At 37.2% G+C, this 20,706-nt stretch carries 20 protein-coding genes and 1 pseudogene; 9 read left to right on the plus strand and 12 right to left on the minus strand.

Annotation, left to right across the window (positions count from 1 at the left end; genetic code table 11):
• Positions 1–221 (minus strand): LarC family nickel insertion protein (locus L6N96_02260; protein MCP8322988.1); only part of this gene is annotated, 221 nt, incomplete at its 3' end.
• Positions 222–313: 92 nt separating this feature from the next.
• Here L6N96_02260 and larB point away from each other — a divergent pair.
• Both larB and L6N96_02270 read left to right on the plus strand, forming a co-directional pair.
• Positions 314–1,099, plus strand: coding sequence for a nickel pincer cofactor biosynthesis protein LarB (gene larB / locus L6N96_02265; GenBank protein ID MCP8322989.1), 786 nt, complete (start codon positions 314–316; stop codon positions 1,097–1,099).
• Between the two features lie 144 nt (positions 1,100–1,243).
• Positions 1,244–2,086, plus strand: coding sequence for a hypothetical protein (locus L6N96_02270; protein ID MCP8322990.1), 843 nt, complete (start codon positions 1,244–1,246; stop codon positions 2,084–2,086).
• A 47-nt stretch (positions 2,087–2,133) separates the two neighbouring features.
• On the opposite strand, the gene L6N96_02275 is transcribed toward L6N96_02270, so the two are convergent.
• Positions 2,134–3,837 (minus strand): ATP-dependent DNA ligase, encoded by a 1,704-nt coding sequence (locus L6N96_02275; protein ID MCP8322991.1) that lies wholly within the window; start codon positions 3,835–3,837, stop codon positions 2,134–2,136.
• A 141-nt stretch (positions 3,838–3,978) separates the two neighbouring features.
• Here L6N96_02275 and L6N96_02280 point away from each other — a divergent pair, with 141 nt between their 5' ends.
• A complete protein-coding gene (locus L6N96_02280; GenBank protein ID MCP8322992.1) occupies positions 3,979–5,142 on the plus strand; it encodes a hypothetical protein in 1,164 nt (387 codons plus the stop codon).
• A 26-nt stretch (positions 5,143–5,168) separates the two neighbouring features.
• On the opposite strand, the gene L6N96_02285 is transcribed toward L6N96_02280, so the two are convergent.
• Positions 5,169–6,257: a site-2 protease family protein gene (locus L6N96_02285; GenBank protein MCP8322993.1), complete on the minus strand. Its 1,089-nt coding sequence runs from the start codon at positions 6,255–6,257 to the stop codon at positions 5,169–5,171.
• A gap of 359 nt (positions 6,258–6,616) precedes the next feature.
• On the opposite strand from L6N96_02285, the gene rimI reads away from it, so the two are divergent.
• Positions 6,617–7,114 carry a ribosomal protein S18-alanine N-acetyltransferase gene (gene rimI, locus L6N96_02290; protein MCP8322994.1) on the plus strand — a complete coding sequence of 166 codons (498 nt, stop codon included), beginning with the start codon at positions 6,617–6,619 and terminating at the stop codon, positions 7,112–7,114.
• 24 nt (positions 7,115–7,138) lie between these two features.
• Here the strand turns inward: rimI and L6N96_02295 are convergent, their stop codons facing one another.
• On the minus strand, positions 7,139–7,615 hold the full coding sequence (locus L6N96_02295) for a GIY-YIG nuclease family protein (GenBank protein ID MCP8322995.1): 477 nt from the start codon (positions 7,613–7,615) through the stop codon (positions 7,139–7,141).
• Between the two features lie 121 nt (positions 7,616–7,736).
• Here L6N96_02295 and L6N96_02300 point away from each other — a divergent pair, with 121 nt between their 5' ends.
• The 4 genes and pseudogenes from L6N96_02300 to L6N96_02315 all read left to right on the plus strand — a co-directional run bounded on the left by L6N96_02300 (position 7,737) and on the right by L6N96_02315 (position 13,700).
• Positions 7,737–9,179: a TldD/PmbA family protein gene (locus L6N96_02300; GenBank protein MCP8322996.1), complete on the plus strand. Its 1,443-nt coding sequence runs from the start codon at positions 7,737–7,739 to the stop codon at positions 9,177–9,179.
• Between the two features lie 16 nt (positions 9,180–9,195).
• Positions 9,196–10,512, plus strand: coding sequence for a TldD/PmbA family protein (locus L6N96_02305; protein MCP8322997.1), 1,317 nt, complete (start codon positions 9,196–9,198; stop codon positions 10,510–10,512).
• Between the two features lie 245 nt (positions 10,513–10,757).
• Positions 10,758–12,247: pseudogene (locus L6N96_02310) on the plus strand (thermosome subunit).
• A 115-nt stretch (positions 12,248–12,362) separates the two neighbouring features.
• Positions 12,363–13,700, plus strand: a complete 1,338-nt coding sequence (locus L6N96_02315; GenBank protein ID MCP8322998.1) for an NAD(P)/FAD-dependent oxidoreductase — start codon at positions 12,363–12,365, stop codon at positions 13,698–13,700.
• An 81-nt stretch (positions 13,701–13,781) separates the two neighbouring features.
• Here the strand turns inward: L6N96_02315 and L6N96_02320 are convergent, their stop codons facing one another.
• Positions 13,782–14,102: a hypothetical protein gene (locus L6N96_02320; GenBank protein MCP8322999.1), complete on the minus strand. Its 321-nt coding sequence runs from the start codon at positions 14,100–14,102 to the stop codon at positions 13,782–13,784.
• Positions 14,103–14,141: 39 nt separating this feature from the next.
• Between L6N96_02320 and L6N96_02325 the strand changes: the two genes are divergently transcribed.
• Complete coding sequence (locus L6N96_02325) at positions 14,142–14,774, plus strand: hypothetical protein (protein MCP8323000.1); 633 nt, start codon at positions 14,142–14,144, stop codon at positions 14,772–14,774.
• Positions 14,775–14,812: 38 nt separating this feature from the next.
• Here the strand turns inward: L6N96_02325 and serS are convergent, their stop codons facing one another.
• The 7 genes from serS to kae1 form a co-directional block, all read right to left on the minus strand.
• Positions 14,813–16,087 carry a serine--tRNA ligase gene (gene serS / locus L6N96_02330; GenBank protein ID MCP8323001.1) on the minus strand — a complete coding sequence of 425 codons (1,275 nt, stop codon included), beginning with the start codon at positions 16,085–16,087 and terminating at the stop codon, positions 14,813–14,815.
• Between the two features lie 128 nt (positions 16,088–16,215).
• Positions 16,216–16,470, minus strand: a complete 255-nt coding sequence (locus L6N96_02335) for a hypothetical protein (protein MCP8323002.1) — start codon at positions 16,468–16,470, stop codon at positions 16,216–16,218.
• The gene (locus tag L6N96_02340; protein ID MCP8323003.1) at positions 16,460–17,875 is read right to left on the minus strand and encodes a DHH family phosphoesterase; all 1,416 of its coding nucleotides are present in this window, start codon (positions 17,873–17,875) and stop codon (positions 16,460–16,462) included. The genes L6N96_02335 and L6N96_02340 overlap by 11 nt, the downstream gene beginning before the upstream one ends.
• Before the next feature lie 16 nt (positions 17,876–17,891).
• Complete coding sequence (locus L6N96_02345; GenBank protein MCP8323004.1) at positions 17,892–18,419, minus strand: 30S ribosomal protein S15; 528 nt, start codon at positions 18,417–18,419, stop codon at positions 17,892–17,894.
• Positions 18,401–18,994 (minus strand): XTP/dITP diphosphatase, encoded by a 594-nt coding sequence (locus L6N96_02350; protein MCP8323005.1) that lies wholly within the window; start codon positions 18,992–18,994, stop codon positions 18,401–18,403. Before L6N96_02350 ends, L6N96_02345 begins: the two co-directional genes overlap by 19 nt.
• Positions 18,960–19,589: a Kae1-associated serine/threonine protein kinase gene (locus L6N96_02355; GenBank protein ID MCP8323006.1), complete on the minus strand. Its 630-nt coding sequence runs from the start codon at positions 19,587–19,589 to the stop codon at positions 18,960–18,962. Before L6N96_02355 ends, L6N96_02350 begins: the two co-directional genes overlap by 35 nt.
• Positions 19,586–20,653, minus strand: a complete 1,068-nt coding sequence (gene kae1, locus L6N96_02360) for a N(6)-L-threonylcarbamoyladenine synthase Kae1 (GenBank protein MCP8323007.1) — start codon at positions 20,651–20,653, stop codon at positions 19,586–19,588. The genes L6N96_02355 and kae1 overlap by 4 nt, the downstream gene beginning before the upstream one ends.
• Positions 20,654–20,706 lie beyond the last annotated feature (53 nt).

A 20,706-nucleotide genomic window follows, 5' to 3' on the forward strand; every position in this document is an offset into this window, starting at 1 on the left:
ATAGCTCTTACTTCGACCCTTTTCGCTTTGAAACCCCTTCTTTTTACCTCTTTTACTTCTACATCTAGACTCTTGACCCCTTTCATGTATCCTCCTGCCAATTTCATCATTCCTTTTACTTCATCGACATCAACTCCTAGATCGATCAAGGCACCTAGAAACATATCTCCAGAAATACCCGCAACTTGACAGTCGATAATGAGTACCCGATCTTGGACCATTTCTATTTTAATAAGTAACCGATCAGTTAAGTTTTGCTAAGATCTTTTTCGAGTAAAGAATAAAATAATGCCGATATTTCATGATGATCATAATGAGAAAAATTCTCGAGAAGCTTGCTAAAGGAGAAATATCGATAGATGAAGCAGAAACGATGTTGAAATTATCTGCTATAGAAGAGATAAGTAATATTGCAAAGGTAGACATCAGTCGAGAATTAAGGAGAGGAATCCCTGAGATCATATTGGCTACAGGAAAATTGCCTGAAGAAACTGCAAGAATTGCCCTTCATTTAACGAATAAAAAAGGTAGAGCGATAATCAGTCGTGCAGATGATGATTCTATTAAAGCAATAAATAAGATAATTACATCTGACATAGATCTAACTGTATATCAAAGATCAAAAATGATTGTAATGAGAAAAAAAGGCATTAAATTAGAGAGGTCTGGAGGAAAGATCGGGATCATAACTGCTGGAACATCTGATATCAATGTAGCAGAGGAGGCAAAGGTGATCGCTGAAGAAATCGGTTGTGAGGTATTCACTGCTTACGACGTGGGTGTGGCTGGAATTCATAGACTATTCGGACCTTTAAAAGAAATGTTGAAAAAAGAGGTAGATGCCCTAGTAGTGGTTGCAGGTATGGAAGGTGCATTACCATCTCTGGTTTCAAGCCTCGTAGATGTCCCTGTTATCGGCGTTCCAACTTCTTTGAGCTTTGGATATGGGGAAAAAGGAGTAAGTGCCCTAATGGCTATGTTACAATCATGCTCTTTAGGATTGTCTGTTGTCAATATCGATAATGGTGTTGGTGCTGGCGCTTTTGCTGCATTAATAGCCAGAAGAGTTTCAAATAAGAAAAGATCTCTTTTAATTTAGTTTAATTATATTTAATTATATTTAATTAAATTTAATGGAACGCATCATTGAAATTCATGAGTATGGCTGTGTATTACTATGTAATGACTATAAAATCCATATTTTTATAAGAAAGTTATGAAATATTTCATAAAGGTGTACTGAATGGAAGCACTAATCGTGGAAACATTAAGTCAATTACTTGCAGATATTGTTGCCTATCTACCATTAATTATAGCAGCTATCATCGTAATAATAATCGGATACATTGCTGGAGCAGCAGTCGGAAGGGCTGTGAATGCACTTATCGAAAAATTGGGCATAGAACAAAGCTTCGATAAAAGTAGTACTGGAAAAGCATTTAGAACTGCTGGATTGGATCTTTCAAGTTTTGTTGGAGGGGTTGTTAAGGCTTTCATCGTCGTTCTCTCTCTTATCCTCGCAATACAAATCCTGAATATTGGGGGTACATTGGGCGAGTATCTGGTTCTTGTAGCATCTTACTTGCCTCGACTTTTAGGAGGAATTGTGCTGATAGTCCTGGGCTTTGTTTTAGTCGATTTCCTTGCAACTCTTGTGGGCTCGATGTTGAAACCTCTCATACCAGAAGCGAAATCCGAAATAGCCGATATGCTAACAAATCTTCTTCAAATAGGTTTGATAGCGGTTATACTTCTCATAGCACTTGATCTTATGCTACTTGCAGGCAGCTTAGTGTATCCTTTGATACTTGGTTTTGTCATAATTGGTGTCGGGATATCTTTGACCGACGGTCTTATCAAGTCTATCACAGACGATCATATGGAATTTAGGTCGGTCGCAGGATACGCAAAGTTTGTACTATACAGCGTTTTCCTTATTATCGGCGCTGGAGCGATCTTTGCGACATTTGAAGGAGTAACAAATGTTATCGCTAATATTTCATGGGCTTTTGCTATAGCTTTAGCAATAATGCTGGTTCCTGTGGTTTACAGTATGGCTAAAAAGATGTCGAAAGAAGTTACATGAAAGTAGCATTTAAAGCTACTAACCACCTTCTTTTTTTAATTGTAATTTTAATTTAATAACCGATCTATTTTATATCTGCCTTTTTTTATAAACTGTTTTTCAAAGATTTTTCTGACTTTTTGTATAGTATCAGCTTCTTCTGGAGTTTTGTCTTCTCTTATGAAGTCTATTCTTGCAAAACGTAATGCCATGCCAGATCTATATTTTGAACTTTGCTGTATCTCATTATATAGGACCTGGACAACGATTTTTGGAATTACGACCACCCTTCTATCCTCTACTTTTATCGTAATTTCTTTAAGTCTCTCTGTCATTTCAATGATTTCCATATCCGACAATCCCTTGAAGGTCTTCCCAACCATTAAAAATTCTTCCGTTTCAGGATCCAGAGCAGCCAGATAATAGTCTGAGAGCCATCTATGTCTTCGGCCGTATCCATATTCTGCCGCAACTATAACCAAGTCCAAGGGTTCGAGAACGGGTTTTATCTTTAGCCAAAGTTTTCCACGAGTTCCTGGTACATATTGGCTGTCCAATTTTTTTGCTACGAGACCCTCATGTCCTGAATCTGTAGCCTTTTTTAAGAATTGTACACTTTCTTCCAAGTTGTTGCTAATGAGTTGATCTGTTAAAGATATTTCTCCAAAATTTTCAGCTAAAATTCGTCTCCTCCTTGTATATGGATCTGTAATCAGGCTTTCTCCATCAAGATATAAAATATCAAACAAGTACAGTTTAACTGGAATTTTTTTGATCATATCCTCTATTGCACGAACCCTTTTAAATCTCCTCATAAGATGCTGGAAAGGAATTGGATGGCCTAGACTGTTGACGGCTATGATTTCACCCTCAAAAATTACTTCTTTCGCTCTTACATTTTTCTGAACCTTATTTACGATCTCAGGAAAACTTTCCGTTACATCCTTTAATCTTCTACTAAAGATCTTTACCTCTTCACCAAGTTTGTGGATCTGAACTCTGACACCATCTAACTTGTATTCGAAGGCTGTTTTGCCATGCTCTCTTAATACTTCGGGGATATCATTAGCCATCTGAGCCAACATGAGCCTAACAGGTCTGAAAACTTTAAACTCGATCTTCGATAATCCTTTTTTACCTTGCCTTTTTGCTATAACAGATACTTCTCCTATGTCTCCTGTGATCATAAATCCTTTTTGTACCATTTCTAGTGGGATCTCAAAAGCTTTGGAAACCGCTTGTTCCATCAATCCCTCAGAAAAGCCGATCCGCATTTCGCCGATAAAGATTTTTACTAAATATTTGGCTTCAACAGGTGAAGCTTGACTGAACATAACTTCAATGAGACGTTCCTTCTTTTCTCTAGAGCCAGGACCAGTGGTTTTCGCTATGCTTTCTATACTTTTTCTAACCTCGATTATTGTCAACTTTTTTTCAAAAAGTGTTGATTGCCTACCAACTTTGCTACTTTCAAATATTATCTTTGTGGCTGAGCCTATATCCCCCGTCTTGCCGAATACATCTATAAGTACTCTATCATCAGCTTTTGTTATTCGCTTTATTATGTGACGAAGGGTTACCCAACTTACATCAAGGTTTTGTTGGCTCCATCTTGGTAGATACCTTCCCAAGATCATAGATACAGCAGGCTCAACCTCTTCTACTTTCAACTCTTTTAAGAAGTCTGCAACTAAGCTAATCATTCGAAGTCGCTTATCAGTTGCCTCTAGTTTTTCACACAGCTCTGCTATGGATTTGAAGGTTTTTTGCATGCATTATGATATATCATGTTTTTGAAAAATAAACATTTTTTAAAAGTGTCAGGAATTCGGTGACTCAACTCTAGTGCAAATCAATACCCAGTATCAATCCTGAAATGCTTAATATCAAGCACTACTTAACACTCTACAATCTTGCCAGAAATTTGGATACCTTATGGCGAAGTCGAGGTAGCCGTCGACATAAAGGCTGAAAATTTAGCAGAAGTTTTGAATCCAGATGTCCCAAAGCTCGATGATGAAATTCTATATGAAAGATTAGATAGCGTTGAGACAGAAGGTAAATCTATAATCCTTCTAGCAGATATAACAAATGCGACACTCAAAGTCTTAACTTCTCTCTTAGATTTGCAGATAGAAAAAGGTAAATCCCAGAACGATTTTACAGTATCTGTACATAAAGATAGTCTGTATAATGTCAAAAGGGCCTTTAAGGATAGGCCGATAGATATTATCCCGATTGGAGAGGCTGATAAAGAGGTAGGTATTGTTGATGGTTACAAAGTCAGGGTACCAACACCATTCTTTAGAAATAAAATGATAATGATATCAGAAGTCGGTTTTGACCCTTTATTCGGCTTTGGAGGAGGGCCGGTATCCATTATTAAAGCTACAGACTCTGGATTTATGGCAGAGGCGTTTAAAAGACGTCTTGATAACCACCCCAAACCTGGTTTGGATACGAAATCAGCTTTATTCGCTTCAAAGTTAGTCGAGGAGGCGGGTCTTCATGTATCTACCTCAATTGAGGTTATGAATAGAAGCGGTGATGTATCGGAACTCTTTCTAGGCGATATAACGGATACCCATTCGAAGGCATCCTCAAAGCTTTATGAATCCGCAAAAAGGGTTTTAAAGCAACCAGCACGTGTAATGCTTGTCGGTCTCGGCGATCCTTTAAAGAGCTTGACTTTATCATCGTCCATAAGATCACTTTGGAATGTAATAGGAGGGCTAGATAAAAAAGGGATGTTGATTCTTTTTGCAGAATGTTCAGAGGGTCTAGGATCAGAAGCCCTCAAACTTTTCGTTACTGATAGGTTGAACGTAGATGAATTTATCAAACGTAGAGATTATGTAGAAGGTCTAGAAGATCTGATGTATCTTAAAAACAATCTGCAAAAGCATAATATGATGTTGGCTTCTTCACTTCCTTATTATTATACTGAGAAACTTGGTCTACGTACTTCAAAGAAGGCTAGTGATATATTAAATCATATACTTCAAGAACTTGGTAGGAGAACAAAAATATTATTGATTTCAGATGCTTTAAATATCCTTCCAACAATCCCAAGTTAAAATTCCTGATGATTGTTAGAAGGAAATCAGAAAGGTATTGGTATTAAAAGTACGGCAAGAATTATTATGAATATGAAAAGATATTTCCTTCCGTTCGATATCGATGTTACATCATCTAGTGGACGCATCTCGATCCTTCCCATAGATAAAAATAATACTAGAAGAGCCATCAACCAATAACCCAACAAGAACAGGAGAAGTATGCTCAAGTAAGTCGCTATCCTATGTTTCTCTCTTCCTAAAACACCTCTCGCTATGTGTCCACCATCAAGCTGCCAAGCAGGTAACATGTTGAGAAAGGTGATTATAAATCCGAGCCATGCTGCAAAACCTAGTGGAGAAAGATAAATTATCATACCCTCTTGTACCATTCCTGTCAATTCAAAAATCCCTAGCATGAGCAAGCTTGGACTAGTTATGAACATTCCTCCTAAATCCATCATTTGAGTAACCTCTGAAGAGGGTAAAAGTATGGAAGTTAGGGCTCCAGGGACCGTTACTATTAAAGTTACAATAAGGCCAGCAATTGGACCAGATAATCCTAGATCAAAGAGTGCATCTCGATTTAATGGAGGCTCACCAGCAGTAATCAATGCACCAAAAGTCGGTAGAACACCTGGAAAACCTGGAATAAAATATGGTAGCGATGATTTGATACCATGGGTAGATGATGCTATCATGTGACCTAACTCATGAACTCCAATAATACCCATTATGGAAAGCGTATAAACTATAGTAAAGAATATTGGGTCAAAATTTAATTCAAATCTGCTTATGAAATCTGTTGAACGTAACCAGCCATCGATTAGAACAACCCCGATGACGATCAGAAAAAGAAGTAAAGGTTTTCTTCTACTAAAATGAGTGACTACAGCCATCTTTCCTACAGTTAGAATTATGTCACCGTTCGTCCTCCTTAGGAAAGCAATGAAACCTTTCGACTTAAGTTCTTTCGCAACTTTTCTAAAATTCTGTTTTAAATACTCCGTAGAGTCGATACTAAATTCTATAACATCATTGTTCCGAAGGTAACGGTCCTTGATAGTAAAATGGGAATTGACAATATTGACTATCGTTTCATAATCATTTAACGCATTCCCATAACTCTCTGACATTAAGAATCAGATTATATTAGAATCTTGGACCTTAAAAATATCATCATTTTTAAATAAGGATCTTAGAAATAATATTAAACTTGTTATATTATGACGCTTATATGCCAGATTTTAGCCCTAAAAAAAGAGTACAAATGAAAGGTTATGATACCTAATTTTTCGAGCTTCACACTAAACCAAGTGGTATATGTACAGGATGGAGAAGAAAGGGTTACACTATTGATGGTTGCATTCATTGGTTGGTAGGTTCTGGTCCTTCTATTAATTACTATAAGTTCTGGAATGAGCTAATCGATATATTAATTCTTATTCCCCGCTATGTTTAAAACTTACTTAAAATACTCATATTTGTGATAGAGTTGCAAAAGGCATCTCTAAAAAAGATAGGTGAATACACCCTCAGACAGTGTAAAAATGAGGACCTGAGTCAGGTCGCTAAAATAAACCTGTCTAGCTTACCTGAGCATTATTCAGACTACTTCTTTGAGGTAACCTTAAGAGAATTACCTGAAGCTTTTCTTGTCGTTGAAAAAGATGGAAAGATAGTGGGATATATAATGTGTAGGGTCGAATATGGCTTATCTGCTATTCAAAAGTTTAGAATAGCTAGAAAGGGACATATAATCTCACTTGCAATGCTTGAACAACATCGTAGAAAAGGCTTGGGACTTAACCTTGTCCAAGAAGCTTTGCAAGCATTAAAAGATAGAGGCTGTTCAGAAATCTATCTTGAAGTAAGAGTCTCCAATTTATCTGCTGTAAGACTTTATAAAAAGTTAGGCTTTAAGATAATTTCTACGATTAGAGGATATTATCGAGATGGAGAAGATGCTTACATGATGGGAAAAACTCTTTAATGTCCCAAAAAAAATGGGAATTAACTAATCGAAGTGATTATTTAATGCCAGCGTGAATAATTTCGGCATCAGACTCAAATTATGATAAACACCGATGATATCTTCAATGATTAGATTATTATCTATAAAATAATGAAGATGGCTTTTACATCTCTTCCTACAATCACCAGACCCGAACATTCTCAGGGGTTCTACGTTCAACGAGTTAACCATTTCTCTCACGATCTCACATTCAAACCTTCTCTCAGTGCTTGCATAGATTACAGCTCTTACTGATGCATATTTACTTTTTAAAAGGTAATCTATATGCCAGAAGCACTTTTTTTCTTTTTTCAAATGTCTTTGAATCCTCCCCATCAATCCTGTTGAGCCAGAACCCAATGCAGACCCTGTATATGTGTAAAATCCTCTACTAAATTCGATAAAACCTATGCTACCGACCCTAACATCGATATTCTTAACAATATGGATTATAAGAGTGTAGACCCCCTTATTATTCACAATTTTCAAAAGCATTCAATTCGATAAGATATAATATTCATGATATAATAATCGATCTTATCACGCTATAACAAGTAAAGTTTTTCTCATAGTCTTCTCTTGTAGTTAAAACGTGTGTCTTTTGGATGAAGATCTGATAACTTTATCAGTCGATCTCGCACAAAAACTTGGTGCAGACTATGCTGAAGCTAAGTTGCATAAGATAAAAAGGATAAACTGTCTCTTACGAAATGGAATTCCAGAACCAGCTACAATCAGTGATGCTTATGGGATAGGTATGAGAGTAATCTGTTCTGGCTCTTTAGCCTTTTCAGGTACAAATGATTTATCAAAAGAAAATCTAAAAGTAATTGTAGAGAAGGCTGTTAAAAGAGCAAAAGCATCATCTATTCTTTTAAAGTATAAGATTCATTTAAGCGAAGAGAAGGCTATCTGTGCTAATTGGAGAGCAGAAGAGAAGAAAAATATTGAGAATATTGGTTTAAAAGATCTTTTCGATCTTTTGAGGGAAGCGGATTATCAGATAAAGAATGGTAGGGCTGGCGTCGACTTTCCGAACAGGTTATTGGTCGCGACAACTCATCTTGAAGAAAAAATATACATGAACAGTGATGGGGCGAAGATAAGAAGCAGGGTACCTAGATTAGGCTTTTATAGCTTCATAACAACTTTATACGAAGGTAAAACAGCCACTATAACGATACCCTCAGGCTATTCACAACTTGGTGAGAGTGGAGGATGGGAAGTAGTAGATCGACTTAAGATTTTCCAATATATCCAGAAAGAGGCTGATAATCTTGCTCTTGTTGTAAAGAATGATCAGAAGCCTCCAAAGGAGATTATTGATGTAGTTCTGGGCCCCAATGTCAGTGGTATAATTGCTCATGAATCAGCAGGTCATCCTGAGGAAGCTGATAGAATATTGGGCAGAGAAGCTGCACAAGCTGGCGAATCTTATCTGAAGTCTGATGATATTGGGCTGAAGATAGGGAGCGAGGAAGCTTATGTGAGCGATGATCCTGATATCCCGCACTCTAGTGGTTATTACTTATACGATGATGAAGGTGTCACTGCAAGAAAAAGAAAGCTAATCGATGCTGGAGTTATCTATGAATTTTTACATGACAGATCCACAGCGTATGTATTCAATATACCAAGCAATGGTGCATCAAGGTCTTCAAGCTATGATAGAGAACCCATCATAAGGATGGCAAATACCTTTGTTGAGCCTGGAGACTATTCTTTAGAAGAACTCTTAGAAGATATCAAACTTGGCGTCTACATCAAATCCTTCATGGAATGGAATATCGATGACAAGCGTTTCAATCAAAGATACGTAGGTCTCGAGGCTTATATGATTGAAAAAGGAGATATAAAAGGTATGGTAAGAAATCCAGTTTTAGAGATAACAACCCCTAAGCTTTGGAGTAGTGTAGATGCTAGGGGCAAAGAAGTTGAATTTGTAGCTGGGACATGCGGTAAAGGCGATCCTATGCAGGACGCTCCCGTATGGACTGGAGGACCTGACATGAGGCTGAGGGCGATAAAGATAGGGGTGAGATGATATACAGAAAGTCGAATTGACCGATTTAGCACTTAAAGAAGCATTGAAGCTTGGTGCAACAGATGTATCTGCCATATGTGCCCAAACGATTGAAAACCAGATCAGGTTCAGTAATAACTCAATTACTGTTACCAAGAATATAAAGAACTTGGAGCTCTTCCTTTATGTTGCAAAGGATAAAAAGAGGATGATAGGTGCTACATCCAATCCTAGTGTGGTAGGTTTAAAAAAATTTACCTCAGATCTGATAAAAGCATGTGAGCTGATCTCACCAAGTCCTGAGTATACACCATTACCAAGAGGAGAATTCGAATATTCATCACATAGGATGTATGATAAAAAAATAGTTGAAGATGAAATAAAATTGATAGAATTTGCTAAGGAAGCAGTAGATGCAGGGATCGATGCAGGCGCGACTAGAGTTTCAGGTTCTTTGATGGCATCAGAAGAAGAGCTCAATATCTTAACATCAGGTAATGTTACTGGTGAAGATAAAACCACAAAGATACTACTTAATGTAAGGGCTTTTACTGAAGAAGAAACGAGTGGTCACGGTCTATCATGTGCCGCAAAGCTCACCGACTTTAAACCTTCTGAAGCAGGAAGTACAGCAGGAGATTATGCAAAAAGTTCGATCGATCCCCACCCTTGGGAAGAGGGAATATATGACCTTGTTACAATGCCTACTGTAACAGCAGATATAGTTCAGCATACTGGCTCTTTTTCATCAGCTTTTATTGTAGATGCTGGGCTCTCTTTCTTGGCCGATAAAGTTGGTCAGAAGGTGGGTGTTGATGAATTTACTCTAAGAGACTATGGTGTGATCGAAGGAGGTTTTGGTGGAAGGATTTTTGATGATGAGGGCTTACCAACTCATGAGAATATAATTATCGAGAAAGGTGTATTGAAGGGTTACCTCCACAATAGCACTACAGCTAGAAAATTTGGTAAGTCTCCTACTGGCAATGCTGGAATAATAGAACCTCATCCTTGGAACCTTGTTGTGGACCCTGGGAAGATGAGTGTAGATGATCTAATAAAAGAAGTAAATAGAGGTATTTTAGTAACGAATAATTGGTATACAAGATTTCAGAATATCAGGACTGGAGAGTACTCGACGATTCCTAGAGATGCAGCATTCTTGATAGAATATGGTAAGATAAAACACCCGGTCGCAGGGCTTAGAATAAGTGATAGCATTCCAAGACAGCTTACTAGTATCCTTGGCATATCTAATGAAAGAAAGTGGGTTGAATGGTGGGAAGTATCTATCCCAACTCTTGCTCCTGCGATGCTGATTAAAGATGTTACAATAACGAAGGCTTTAATATGATTTTACTATAAGAGTAAAATATAAAAGATAGAAAAATTTCATTCATATACAAAGTTATAGGTGAACAAAAAAAAATGTGTGCACAAGCTATTCCTGCAATCACTCAATCTGGACAGCCGATCCTAATCCTGAGAGAGGGTACTGCGCAAACAAAGGGTAAAGATGCCCAGAAAAATAACATAACAGCAGCTAAACTGGTCGCGGAGGTCGTAAGGTCCTCTTTAGGGCCTCGTGGGATGGACAAGATGCTCGTAGACGGTCTAGGTGACGTAACAATTACCAGCGATGGAGCAACAATTCTGAAGGAGATCGATATCCAACATCCATCTGCAAAGATGATGGTTGAAATCGCAAAGACTACGGACAACGAAGTTGGAGACGGAACAACCTCTTCAGTAGTCCTTGCGGGAGGTCTTTTAGAGAGAGCTCTCGAACTAATTGAGAAGGAAGTTCATCCGACAACTATCGTTCAGGGTTATAGAAGTGCAGCCGAGCAAGCATTAAAGGTACTTGAGAAAATAGCAATGAAGATACCCCCTGACGATAAAGAATGGTTGGCCCGTATAGCTAAAACAAGCATGGAAACCAAGATGGTATCATCGGAAAGTGGAATATTGGCTGAAATTATAGTCGACGCCCTTCTTCAAGTGTCTGAAAGGTAAACGATACATACAAAGTCGATATAGACGATGTTAAAGTAGAGAAAAAACCTGGCACCTCTTTAGGTGAAACCTCTCTAATAAAAGGCGTAGTAATCGACAAAGAAGTAGTTCATGCTGGAATGCCTAAGAAGATCAAAGATGCAAAGATAGTCCTCATTAATGCTCCTCTTGAGGTAGAGAAGACAGAGTTCGATGCTAAGATCAATATTAACAACCCTGAACAGATAAAGATGTTCCTTGATGAGGAGAACCGCATGTTGAAGGATATGGTAGACAAGATTTCTGATGTTGGCGCCAATATCGTTGTCTGTCAAAAGGGTATCGATGATGTCGCACAGCACTATCTTGCAAAAACTAACATGATGGCGGTTAGAAGAGTAAAGCAGAGCGATATGGATAAATTGGCAAAAGCTACTGGAGGCAGAGTAATAACAACCCTTGAAGACATGTCTGAAAGTGACTTGGGATTTGCTGAACTGGTTGAAGAAAGGAAGATCGAGGAGGATAAGTGGGTATTCATAGAAGGATGTAAGAATCCTAAGGCTGTAACGATTCTGATTCGAGGAGGGACTCAAAGAATAGTCGATGAGGCGGAAAGGTCGATGCATGATGCTATTTGCGTAACAAGAGATGTTATGCAGAAACCTGCTATAGTTGCGGGTGGTGGAGCACCAGAAGCCCAGATAGCTCATGAATTACAAGAGTGGTCACATACACTTACTGGGAGAGAACAACTAGCGGTTCAAAAATTTGCAGAATCTATCGAAGTCATTCCTTTAACATTGGCTGAAAATGCTGGACTTGACCTAATAGACACATTGGTAGAGTTAAGGTCAAAACACGGTCAAGGTCAAATATGGGCTGGTATCGGAATCAAGGACGGAGGAATTATCGATACATATGAGGCAGGTGTCTATGAGCCAGTGGTCGTCAAGGAGCAGATAATAAAGTCAGCTACAGAAGCTGCATGTATGATACTCAGAATCGATGATGTAATAGCAGCCAGTAAAATGAGAGAGCCATCGAGGCCACCTGGTGGGATGCCAGGTGGAATGCCTGAGGAGTATGATTAAACCCTCCTCAATTTTTTATTTCAATTTTAATCATCATTTTTTCTCTAATTATTTATAAACTAATAGAGCACCCCTGATTTATAATACTATATTTAATGTAAATCAGGTGTGAAGTTTGCTGAAATACGATCTCATAATAGTAGGTGCTGGAACTGCTGGATGTATGGCTGGTATAGCTGCTGCTGAGCAAAGTTCGAAAGTATTGATGCTGGACTGTAAAGATTTCAAAGAGATAGGTGAGAAAGTCTGCGGGGATGCTATAGGTAAACATCACTTCAAAACTGTGAAATTAAAGAATCCTCCAAGTAATGTTATAAAAGGTAGGATGGATGCCATCTTTGTCTATTCTCCCTCTGGAAGGCATGGATATGAAGTTGAAGGGGATGGTTATGCTTTAAATAGATACGAGTTTGGTCGTTGGCTCTTAAATCAAGCTTTAGATAAAGGTGTAGAAATGAAATCTAATACAAAAGTAATTTCACCCATTTTGGATAAAGAAAAGGCTATTGGCGTGAAAGTATTAAATAAAAAACAGGGAGTAAGTCTATCGTTCTTGGGTAGAACAGTTATAGATGCAAGTGGCTGGACTGGAGTTTTAAGAAGAACTTTACCTGAAATGCATGGAATCGTCAAAGAACCGCCTTGGGAAGATTTTGCAGTATGCTATAGGGAAGTCAGAGAGTTAAAAGTCAACATAGAAGATCAAAATTGTGCTAAAATCTATTTAGATGCGAATATTGCCCCTCAAGGATATTGGTGGTTCTTCCCTCAAGGTGATAATCTCGTAAATATAGGTATAGGGGTTAAAGGTGGATGTGGAAACGATCCAAAGCATATCTTCAAAGATCATTTAGCAAATCTTCCTATTCTTAAGGATTCGAAGATCCTCACAGGAGGCGGTGGAGTTGTACCTACTCGAAGACCTCTTCATTCTCTAGTAGTATATGGAACAATATTTGCAGGTGACTCTGGTTTTACTGCAAATCCAATACATGGAGGCGGTATTGGACAGTCAATGATAGCTGGAAGTATAGCTGGGAGAATTGCCATAGAAAGTTTGAGTGATGATGATCCAAGCAAAATATTATGGAAAGTCAATAAAGAGTTTGTTGACGCTTATGGAATGAAAGCTGCTAGTTTAGAGATCTTTAAAATCTTTTTACAAGAGTTAGATAATGAGGACCTTGAGTTCGGTATAGAAAATAGGCTGATCACTAACTCTGACTTGGAAAGGCTTAGTTATGGGAATGGTGATTTATCAATAACGGAAAAAGCTAGAAGAATGATTAGGGGAATGAAGAGACCAAGCATTCTTAGAAATTTAGCTGAAACAGCTAGATATATGAATAAAGTCAAAAAACTCTACGAAAATTATCCTGAAAAAGAAGATTATGAAATTTGGTCTAAATCTGTTCTTGATATATTTTGCGAATTCAAAAAGATTAGGATTTGATCACTACTATCTGAAATGGAAGATAACTTCAATGTTATCTTCCATTATTATGCAAAGTTTTGGAGGGAGGCTATCAATAGGTTAAGTCTTTAAGATTACTTCTTTTACTTTCTTTTTAGATCTGGAAACTGACTTTTTTGATTTACGTGAATTTCTCTTCTTTTGTTGAGGTTTTGGTGAACTGTCATGGAATTGAGCTGTTTCAGATTTTGTAGATAAAGACTCTGTAGAACTGGGCGCCTCATAAGCAACTTTTATAGCTTCTATGAGATCATCTGCTTTAGAATTTTGATCTCCAGTCTCTATTGTTACTTTTTCGGGGCTTACCTCATTAATAGGTGTCATGGGAGGTGCACTTTCTACTATATTAAACCAGCTTTTTATCCTATTTAGAATTCCCATCTTAAAAAATTTATTTACATTAGGAAGATTTGTAAATAATTGTCAACTTCTTTAAACAATCATGTCAAAGACAAAAAGATTGAGTATCATTTATTAAGAGTTATAGTTAAAAATTTCATAAAAAGAGGTACTTTTAAATGCATTGTTGTACATCCTTTATCTAGATTGTGGAAGAGAATTCAAACTCAGTTTAAAAGGCAGAAAAGTAGGTTAAATGTTGTTAAAAAGATGGTAGAGGTAGGTATAAGAATAGATGGAAGAGGTAAATTGTATATAGATGATATAGAGATCGATGATACAGCAATTGCTAGATCAGTTGGTGTTGATAGAAGAGTTGTGAAGAGTGCCGCGAAACAGATTCTAGCCAATCCAGAGTTACGCGGAATATTCATGAGAATAAAGTCTGTTGGAGCTAGTTTAGTCGAGGTATCGGAAATTCTAGGATATAGTGTTTTAATCGTAAGATCAGATCCACATAAACCAGGTGTTATTGCTAGTGTAACAGCTATATTAGCAAAATACGGTTTGGTAGTTAGACAAGCTCTTGCTGAAGATCCTGATTTAGCTCCTGAGCCTAGTCTAACTCTCGTAATAGATGGAAAGATGCCAGTAAAAGCCATACATGAAATAGCAGATCTTCCATTAGTAGAAAGCTTAACAATGTTGAAATAGCAATTATTCCACAAAAACTTTCTAAAAATTATTGGTTATTAACTCTTTGCAATTACGTCTAGTCCATTCATATAAGGTTTAAGAATTTTTGGTATCCTGATAGAACAATCCTTTTCTTGATAGTTTTCCATTATAGCTATCAATGTCCTTTCAGTTGCTATAGCAGTGCTATTTAACGTGTGAACGAATAATGGCTTTTGGTTAGGTCTTTCTCTATACCTTATATTTAGCCTCCTAGCTTGATATTCTAAGCAGTTGGAACAACTTACCACTTCTCTATATTTTCTTTGACCTGGTAACCATGCCTCTAAATCGAATTTCTTTGCAGCGACTGTTCCAAGATCTCCTATACAGACGTTCATTACCCTATATGGTATATTAAGTAGTTGAAGTATTTCTTCAGCATTTCTTAATAGTAGTTCATGAATCTCCCATGAATCATTAGGTTTACAAAATGTAAATTGCTCTACCTTTTCAAATTGGTGCACTCGAAAGATTCCCTTTGTGTCTCTCCCATGTGCTCCAGCCTCCTTTCTATAACAAGGGCTTATGCCAGCATATTTTAGAGGAAGAATCTTTCCTCCAAGAATCTCATCTTTATGTAGACCGGCTATGGAATGTTCAGATGTAGCTAATAGATAGAGATTCTCTCCTTCTACCTTATAAATGGCATCCTTGAAATCTGATAGAGCTACACAACCAGCTACAACATCTCTGCGAAGCATATATGGGGTCTGAACAATCGTAAAGCCTTTTTTTCTCATAAAATCCAAGCCAAATTTAATTAGGGCAAAGTTCAGTAAGACTAAGTTCCCTTTTAAGTAGTAGAACCTTGAACCGGCGACCTTTGCTGCCCTTTCTATATCTATTAAGTCCAATTTGAGTCCAAGGTCGATATGATCTTTTGGTCGAAATTTGAAATTCGGAAATTCACCCCATCTTCTTATCTCAACATTATCGCTCTCATCCTTACCATATGGAACTGTTTTATCTGGTATATTCGGAATAACCATCAATACATCCTGCATTTTTTCTCCTAGCTCCCTAATTTTTACATCAGCATTTGCGATCTTATCCGAAATTTTCTTCATCTCTTCAATATCTTTCTGCACATCTTTGTTCTCTTTTTTCATCTTCGCAATCTTCTCAGATACCAGATTTCTCTCATGCTTTAACTTTTGAGTATTAGTTATGATCTTTCTTCTCTTTGTATCATAATCGATTAGACGGTCTAAAGGTACATTCATGGCCCTCATATTTAGCATTTCCTTGATCATAACCTGATTTTCGCGAATAAACTTAATATCAAGCATAATAGCCACCAATTATAAACTTGAAAAAGATCTATTAGTAATTATCGTTATATAACTAATAGTAGTTGGATTATTCGTTCTTATAGTGTCTTTTGATCACTTTTTCTATTATGATAATTATTTTCATCTTATTCGAATACTAAAAGCTCTAGTAGAGTATTTATTGACGCTTGACAACATGCTAAAAGATCATCTATTGCCGAGATCAATGTTTCCAATCTTTTAGTTGAGAAGAAAATAATTATCACGTGTTTTCCCCTAACTTTCATTTCTATATCCAAACCTTCAGGTATATTTGTATTGTCAGGTTTGAGAGAACTATAAATTGTCTTTGCTACAATACTTTCCTTTAAATCAATCGATATTTTAACCTTAATTTTCATTTAACTGCCTAAGCTTATCTTCTATAACTTTTAAGAATTCATCTAGTTTTTGCTGAGGAACTCTTGATCCTGCTGCTATATTATGCCCGCCTCCTTCACCACCAAATTTTTTGGCCTCTGCCATTATCGACCCCAAATTCAAAATTGGGTTACAACCTTGAGTTAACCTAGCAGAAAAACTAATTTCGTTATCTTCTGTAGTTGTTCTGACTAAAAGTGGTTTTCCTCTAAACTTCTTTATATCGCTTAAAATTGAGGCCAATGAGCCTAAAATATTCTCATCTATAAAACCATCACCTATAATCATGAACGACCATTCCCCCTCAACTACTCTGCTATTATCGCTTATGATATTTTGGACGTATTTGCCAAGTGTAGATCTATATTCTGCCAGAACTTTCTCTCCTTCCTGTAAACCAAGATACCTATCTCTAAGGCAAATCGAGATTCCTACCCCTCCTTTCCTCATCCTTCCACAAGCGTTCAACAATGTGGCAAATTCTCTACAATCTCTAAGAGGTGTATCTTTTTCCTCCATCTCTAAAATGTAGACATCTCCTATCAACTCTTTCACTTTTTCTGTAGCAGTAGGTGTTTGTACAATATACGGTATGATAGCCTCAATGACTTTCTTTTTTTCCTCCTCTGATAATTCAGCTATCGTCCTCCATTTTACACCATCTCTAAGATTTATGCCTGACGATGTGAGAGCTGCTAAACAAGTATCCCTATTCCCTGTTAGTCCTGATAAAAAGGGCGCTATCGTCGAAGCTACGGCTTCATGTACAGGCCTTGTCTCTCTGCCATAAACCATAATATCCCTTATAACTTTGAGATATCCACTTTCAATAGCGTCCTTTACAATATTTTTATTCAATCCAAGCATGGACCTTCCCTCTCCTTGATCCTGCCTATCACCAAGAGCACCGATTACAGCTAACCATGATAAATCTGTGTTTTTTTCATCCATTTGTAAAGATACTACGTAACTCATACCAGCCGCGCTTATTTCTTTTGTTCCATCTATGTCAAATTGCCATGAATTGATGACATTATCAAGTTTTTTTTCATCATCGCTAATCTGATGATGGTCTATGTTTATCCATTTATCGCCTAGAACTTCATTCATCTCCATCGCCATTCCTGCCCCCAACTCACAAAATATATAGAAGTCGTAGTCTCCTTCCTTCAAATCTTGGAGTGTTTTAGGTCTTAAACTATTGGTTATCCTCGTTATAAAACGTCCATCTTTTCTTTGTATCGTATTAGCTATTATACTTGCAGAAGTTATACCATCTGCATCAAAATGACCTACAATAATTATATTCTTTCTTTCTCTTATCTCTTGTAGAATTCTATTTCCGATACTTTTAGCCTTATCGTATAACCCTTCGATTTTTTCCATTACTTTATCTCTCAATTTACATTAATTGAGCCACAACTGTCGAGTATTTCCATTTAGCCTGTAACTTTCCTTTAGATTTATAATATTTTGCCAATCTATGAATCTTTGCTTCGATTAACTCAAGTGATCTAACATTCTTTCTATCACCTTTGTGTGTCTTAAGGTGAACTTGTAATTTCTTTGCTCTTTTTATAAGATTGTCTAATTCCTCAGGAATAGTCAGTCCTAAATCATGTTCTTCTAAAACTTCCAATATCGATTTTTGCAATATAGGCTTGACCAAAGGTATGTTATATTCGTCTCTTAGCTTCACTCCTATCTCGCTCGGAGTCAGACCGTCCTTAGCCATTGTGACTATCTGAGTTATGATCTCATCCGGGCTATATGTCAACCATGAAGGAGTTCTCTTAGAAATCGGGCGCACGGATTGTGATTTTCCCCTGCTAGGCGAGTGTATTCGAGCCAAGGTTCTCTTTTTAGTTGAGAATGCAATAAATAAATACTTTATCTTTCCATTTTTGGAAGCTACACACTGATATACCATTTAGCAAATTTATGGAATGTCCTTGCCCTATGAGAAAGATAATTCTTTTCTTCTAGAGACATCTCTCCAAAAGTTTTTTTTGAGCCTTTTGGTATGAATATCGGATCGAAACCAAATCCTGATCTGCCTTTAGGTTGTAATGAGATTTTTCCTTTCACTACTCCTTGAAAAGTCTTAATAATACTTGGCTTATTGCCAAAAACAACTACCGACCTAAACTCAGCATCTCTATTTTTCATGCGGTTCATAAGTCTAAGGATGCCATTTACGCCCAACATCCTGTAGACATACGATGAGTAAGGTCCTGGAAAACCATTTAACATTTTCACGAAAAGTCCAGCATCTTCGATAATTGTAGGACGCTCACCTTGATCTAAAGCCTTCGATAAAGCATACACAGCTATCCTTCTCAAACTATCGTCTTGAATTTCATTAATTTTACCTTTAACCATCTTCAAATCGATTTCATAATTTGCAAGGATATTTTTAGCTTCATTGAATTTGTATTCATTACTTGTAGCAAAATATATCAATTTACGACTATTCGACACGAGTATATCTGCCTCTTCTTCCAATTTCTCTCACTTTTTTAAGTAAGTCTTTAACAATCTTTGTTCCAACAACTTCTGAATAACCTTCTAACATCTTGTTAAAAACTTCGTCAGCAACCTTGCTATGAGCACTTGTCAAAGCTTCCTTCATCAAATGTAAATCTACTGCCTTGTCTTCAAGCCTTTGAGAGGAGAATGATAGTCCAAAATCGATTAAGACTAAAATTTTATTCTTCATGACTATGAAGTTAGAAGTAGTGAGGTCACCATGTATTATATTTTCTTTGTGAAGCTTAGCGATGCTTCTACCAACATTTAAATAAAGAATATCATTATATTTTCCCCTACAATTAGTGATTATCTCTTTAAGTCTTTTTCCAATTATACATTGCATGACGATCTCTGCCTCATCTAGATCTATGAAGTATACCAAAGGTGTTGGAACTCCGGAATTTCTTGCATCAACTAAGAATGATGCTTCATGCAGCGTTCTTTTTTTTCTCAATCCAGCATCTAGATCAGGTTGCCTATATCGCTTTGACTTTCTAATCTTAATGATTGCCTTTCTTCCAAACCATTCTCCCAGGTATATATCTGCTTCAGCTCCCTTTCTAATCAATCTCTCCATTTGATGTCCACTCGATCTAACCTCCAAGATTGCTTTATGAAGCTTTTTTCAACCCCTACGGAAATACCTACTAAGTGTGCTAAGAGACCGGTCCATGCTATCTGGGCGCCACAATCTCCACTGTATTTCTTTGGCACTACGAAGAAATCAGCACCATGTCTTTCGCTAACCTCGATAAGCATCTCTTGTAACCTTTTATTCGCAGCCACGCCCCCCGTTAATAGAACCTCTTTTTTTTCAGTAAAGGCAAGAGCTCTTTCGGTAACTTCAGCCAGCATTGCAAAAGCTATCTCTTGAAGGGAGAAGCACAAACTCTCCAAATCTTTACCATTGTGTAGCAACTTTTTTACAGAGGTTAAAATACCTGAGAAAGAAGTATCGTTTCCTTTCACAGTGTATGGTAAAGGAATAAAATTGGATGACTTTTCAGCCAAATTCTCTATCTGTTGTCCACATGGAGAGCTATATCCAGCCACCCTCCCAAATTGATCTATAAGTTGTCCTATAGTTAGATCAAGAGTCTCGCCAAATACTCTCCATCTGCCGAATGAAAAGGCTGTAATAAGCGTATGACCACCAGATACTAGTAAGACGATAGGATCTTTAGCTCCTGTAAGCATATTTGCTAGTTCTATGTGACCTATCGCATGATTGACGGGGATTAATGATTTCTTATAGTAAAAAGCAAGAGAACGAGCAACTGTGGCCCCAACTCTTAAACATGGCCCCAATCCTGGACCAGCAGAAAAGGCTATTGCGTCAACTTTGTCTATAGATGTCCCAGCTTGGATTAAGGATTGTTCAACAATTTTTGGTGCGACTTCAACATGATGCCTTGAAGCCTCTCTTGGATGAATTCCTGAGCTGGGGGGAGGTGTGTAAATACTTCTAATATCTGATAAAATCTCTCTATTATCACCATTATCGTTAGAACTTACTACTGAACATGAAAATGTATGGGCTGTAGACTCTATCCCAAATACTTTTAAAATCTTATTTTGGGCATGGTTTGAAAATGAAAGTTCACTTTGGGTAGGGTTGTTTACCAAATCCAATGAAATCCTTAGTATAGCTTTTTCTTATACCTTTTCTCCTTACGAAAGATATA

This window comes from Candidatus Methylarchaceae archaeon HK02M2, assembly GCA_024256165.1.
Lineage (GTDB): Archaea > Thermoproteota > Nitrososphaeria > Nitrososphaerales > JACAEJ01 > HK02M2.

Bases quoted from the DNA above. Each gene is read 5' to 3' on its own strand.
- larB (MCP8322989.1), top strand. From the start codon at position 314: ATGAGAAAAATTCTCGAGAAGCTTGCTAAAGGAGAAATATCGATAGAT.
- L6N96_02270 (MCP8322990.1), top strand. From the start codon at position 1,244: ATGGAAGCACTAATCGTGGAAACATTAAGTCAATTACTTGCAGATATT.
- L6N96_02275 (MCP8322991.1), bottom strand. From the start codon at position 3,837: ATGCAAAAAACCTTCAAATCCATAGCAGAGCTGTGTGAAAAACTAGAG.
- L6N96_02285 (MCP8322993.1), bottom strand. From the start codon at position 6,257: ATGTCAGAGAGTTATGGGAATGCGTTAAATGATTATGAAACGATAGTC.
- L6N96_02320 (MCP8322999.1), bottom strand. From the start codon at position 14,102: ATGGGAATTCTAAATAGGATAAAAAGCTGGTTTAATATAGTAGAAAGT.
- serS (MCP8323001.1), bottom strand. From the start codon at position 16,087: ATGCTTGATATTAAGTTTATTCGCGAAAATCAGGTTATGATCAAGGAA.
- L6N96_02335 (MCP8323002.1), bottom strand. From the start codon at position 16,470: ATGAAAATTAAGGTTAAAATATCGATTGATTTAAAGGAAAGTATTGTA.
- L6N96_02340 (MCP8323003.1), bottom strand. From the start codon at position 17,875: ATGGAAAAAATCGAAGGGTTATACGATAAGGCTAAAAGTATCGGAAAT.
- L6N96_02345 (MCP8323004.1), bottom strand. From the start codon at position 18,419: ATGGTATATCAGTGTGTAGCTTCCAAAAATGGAAAGATAAAGTATTTA.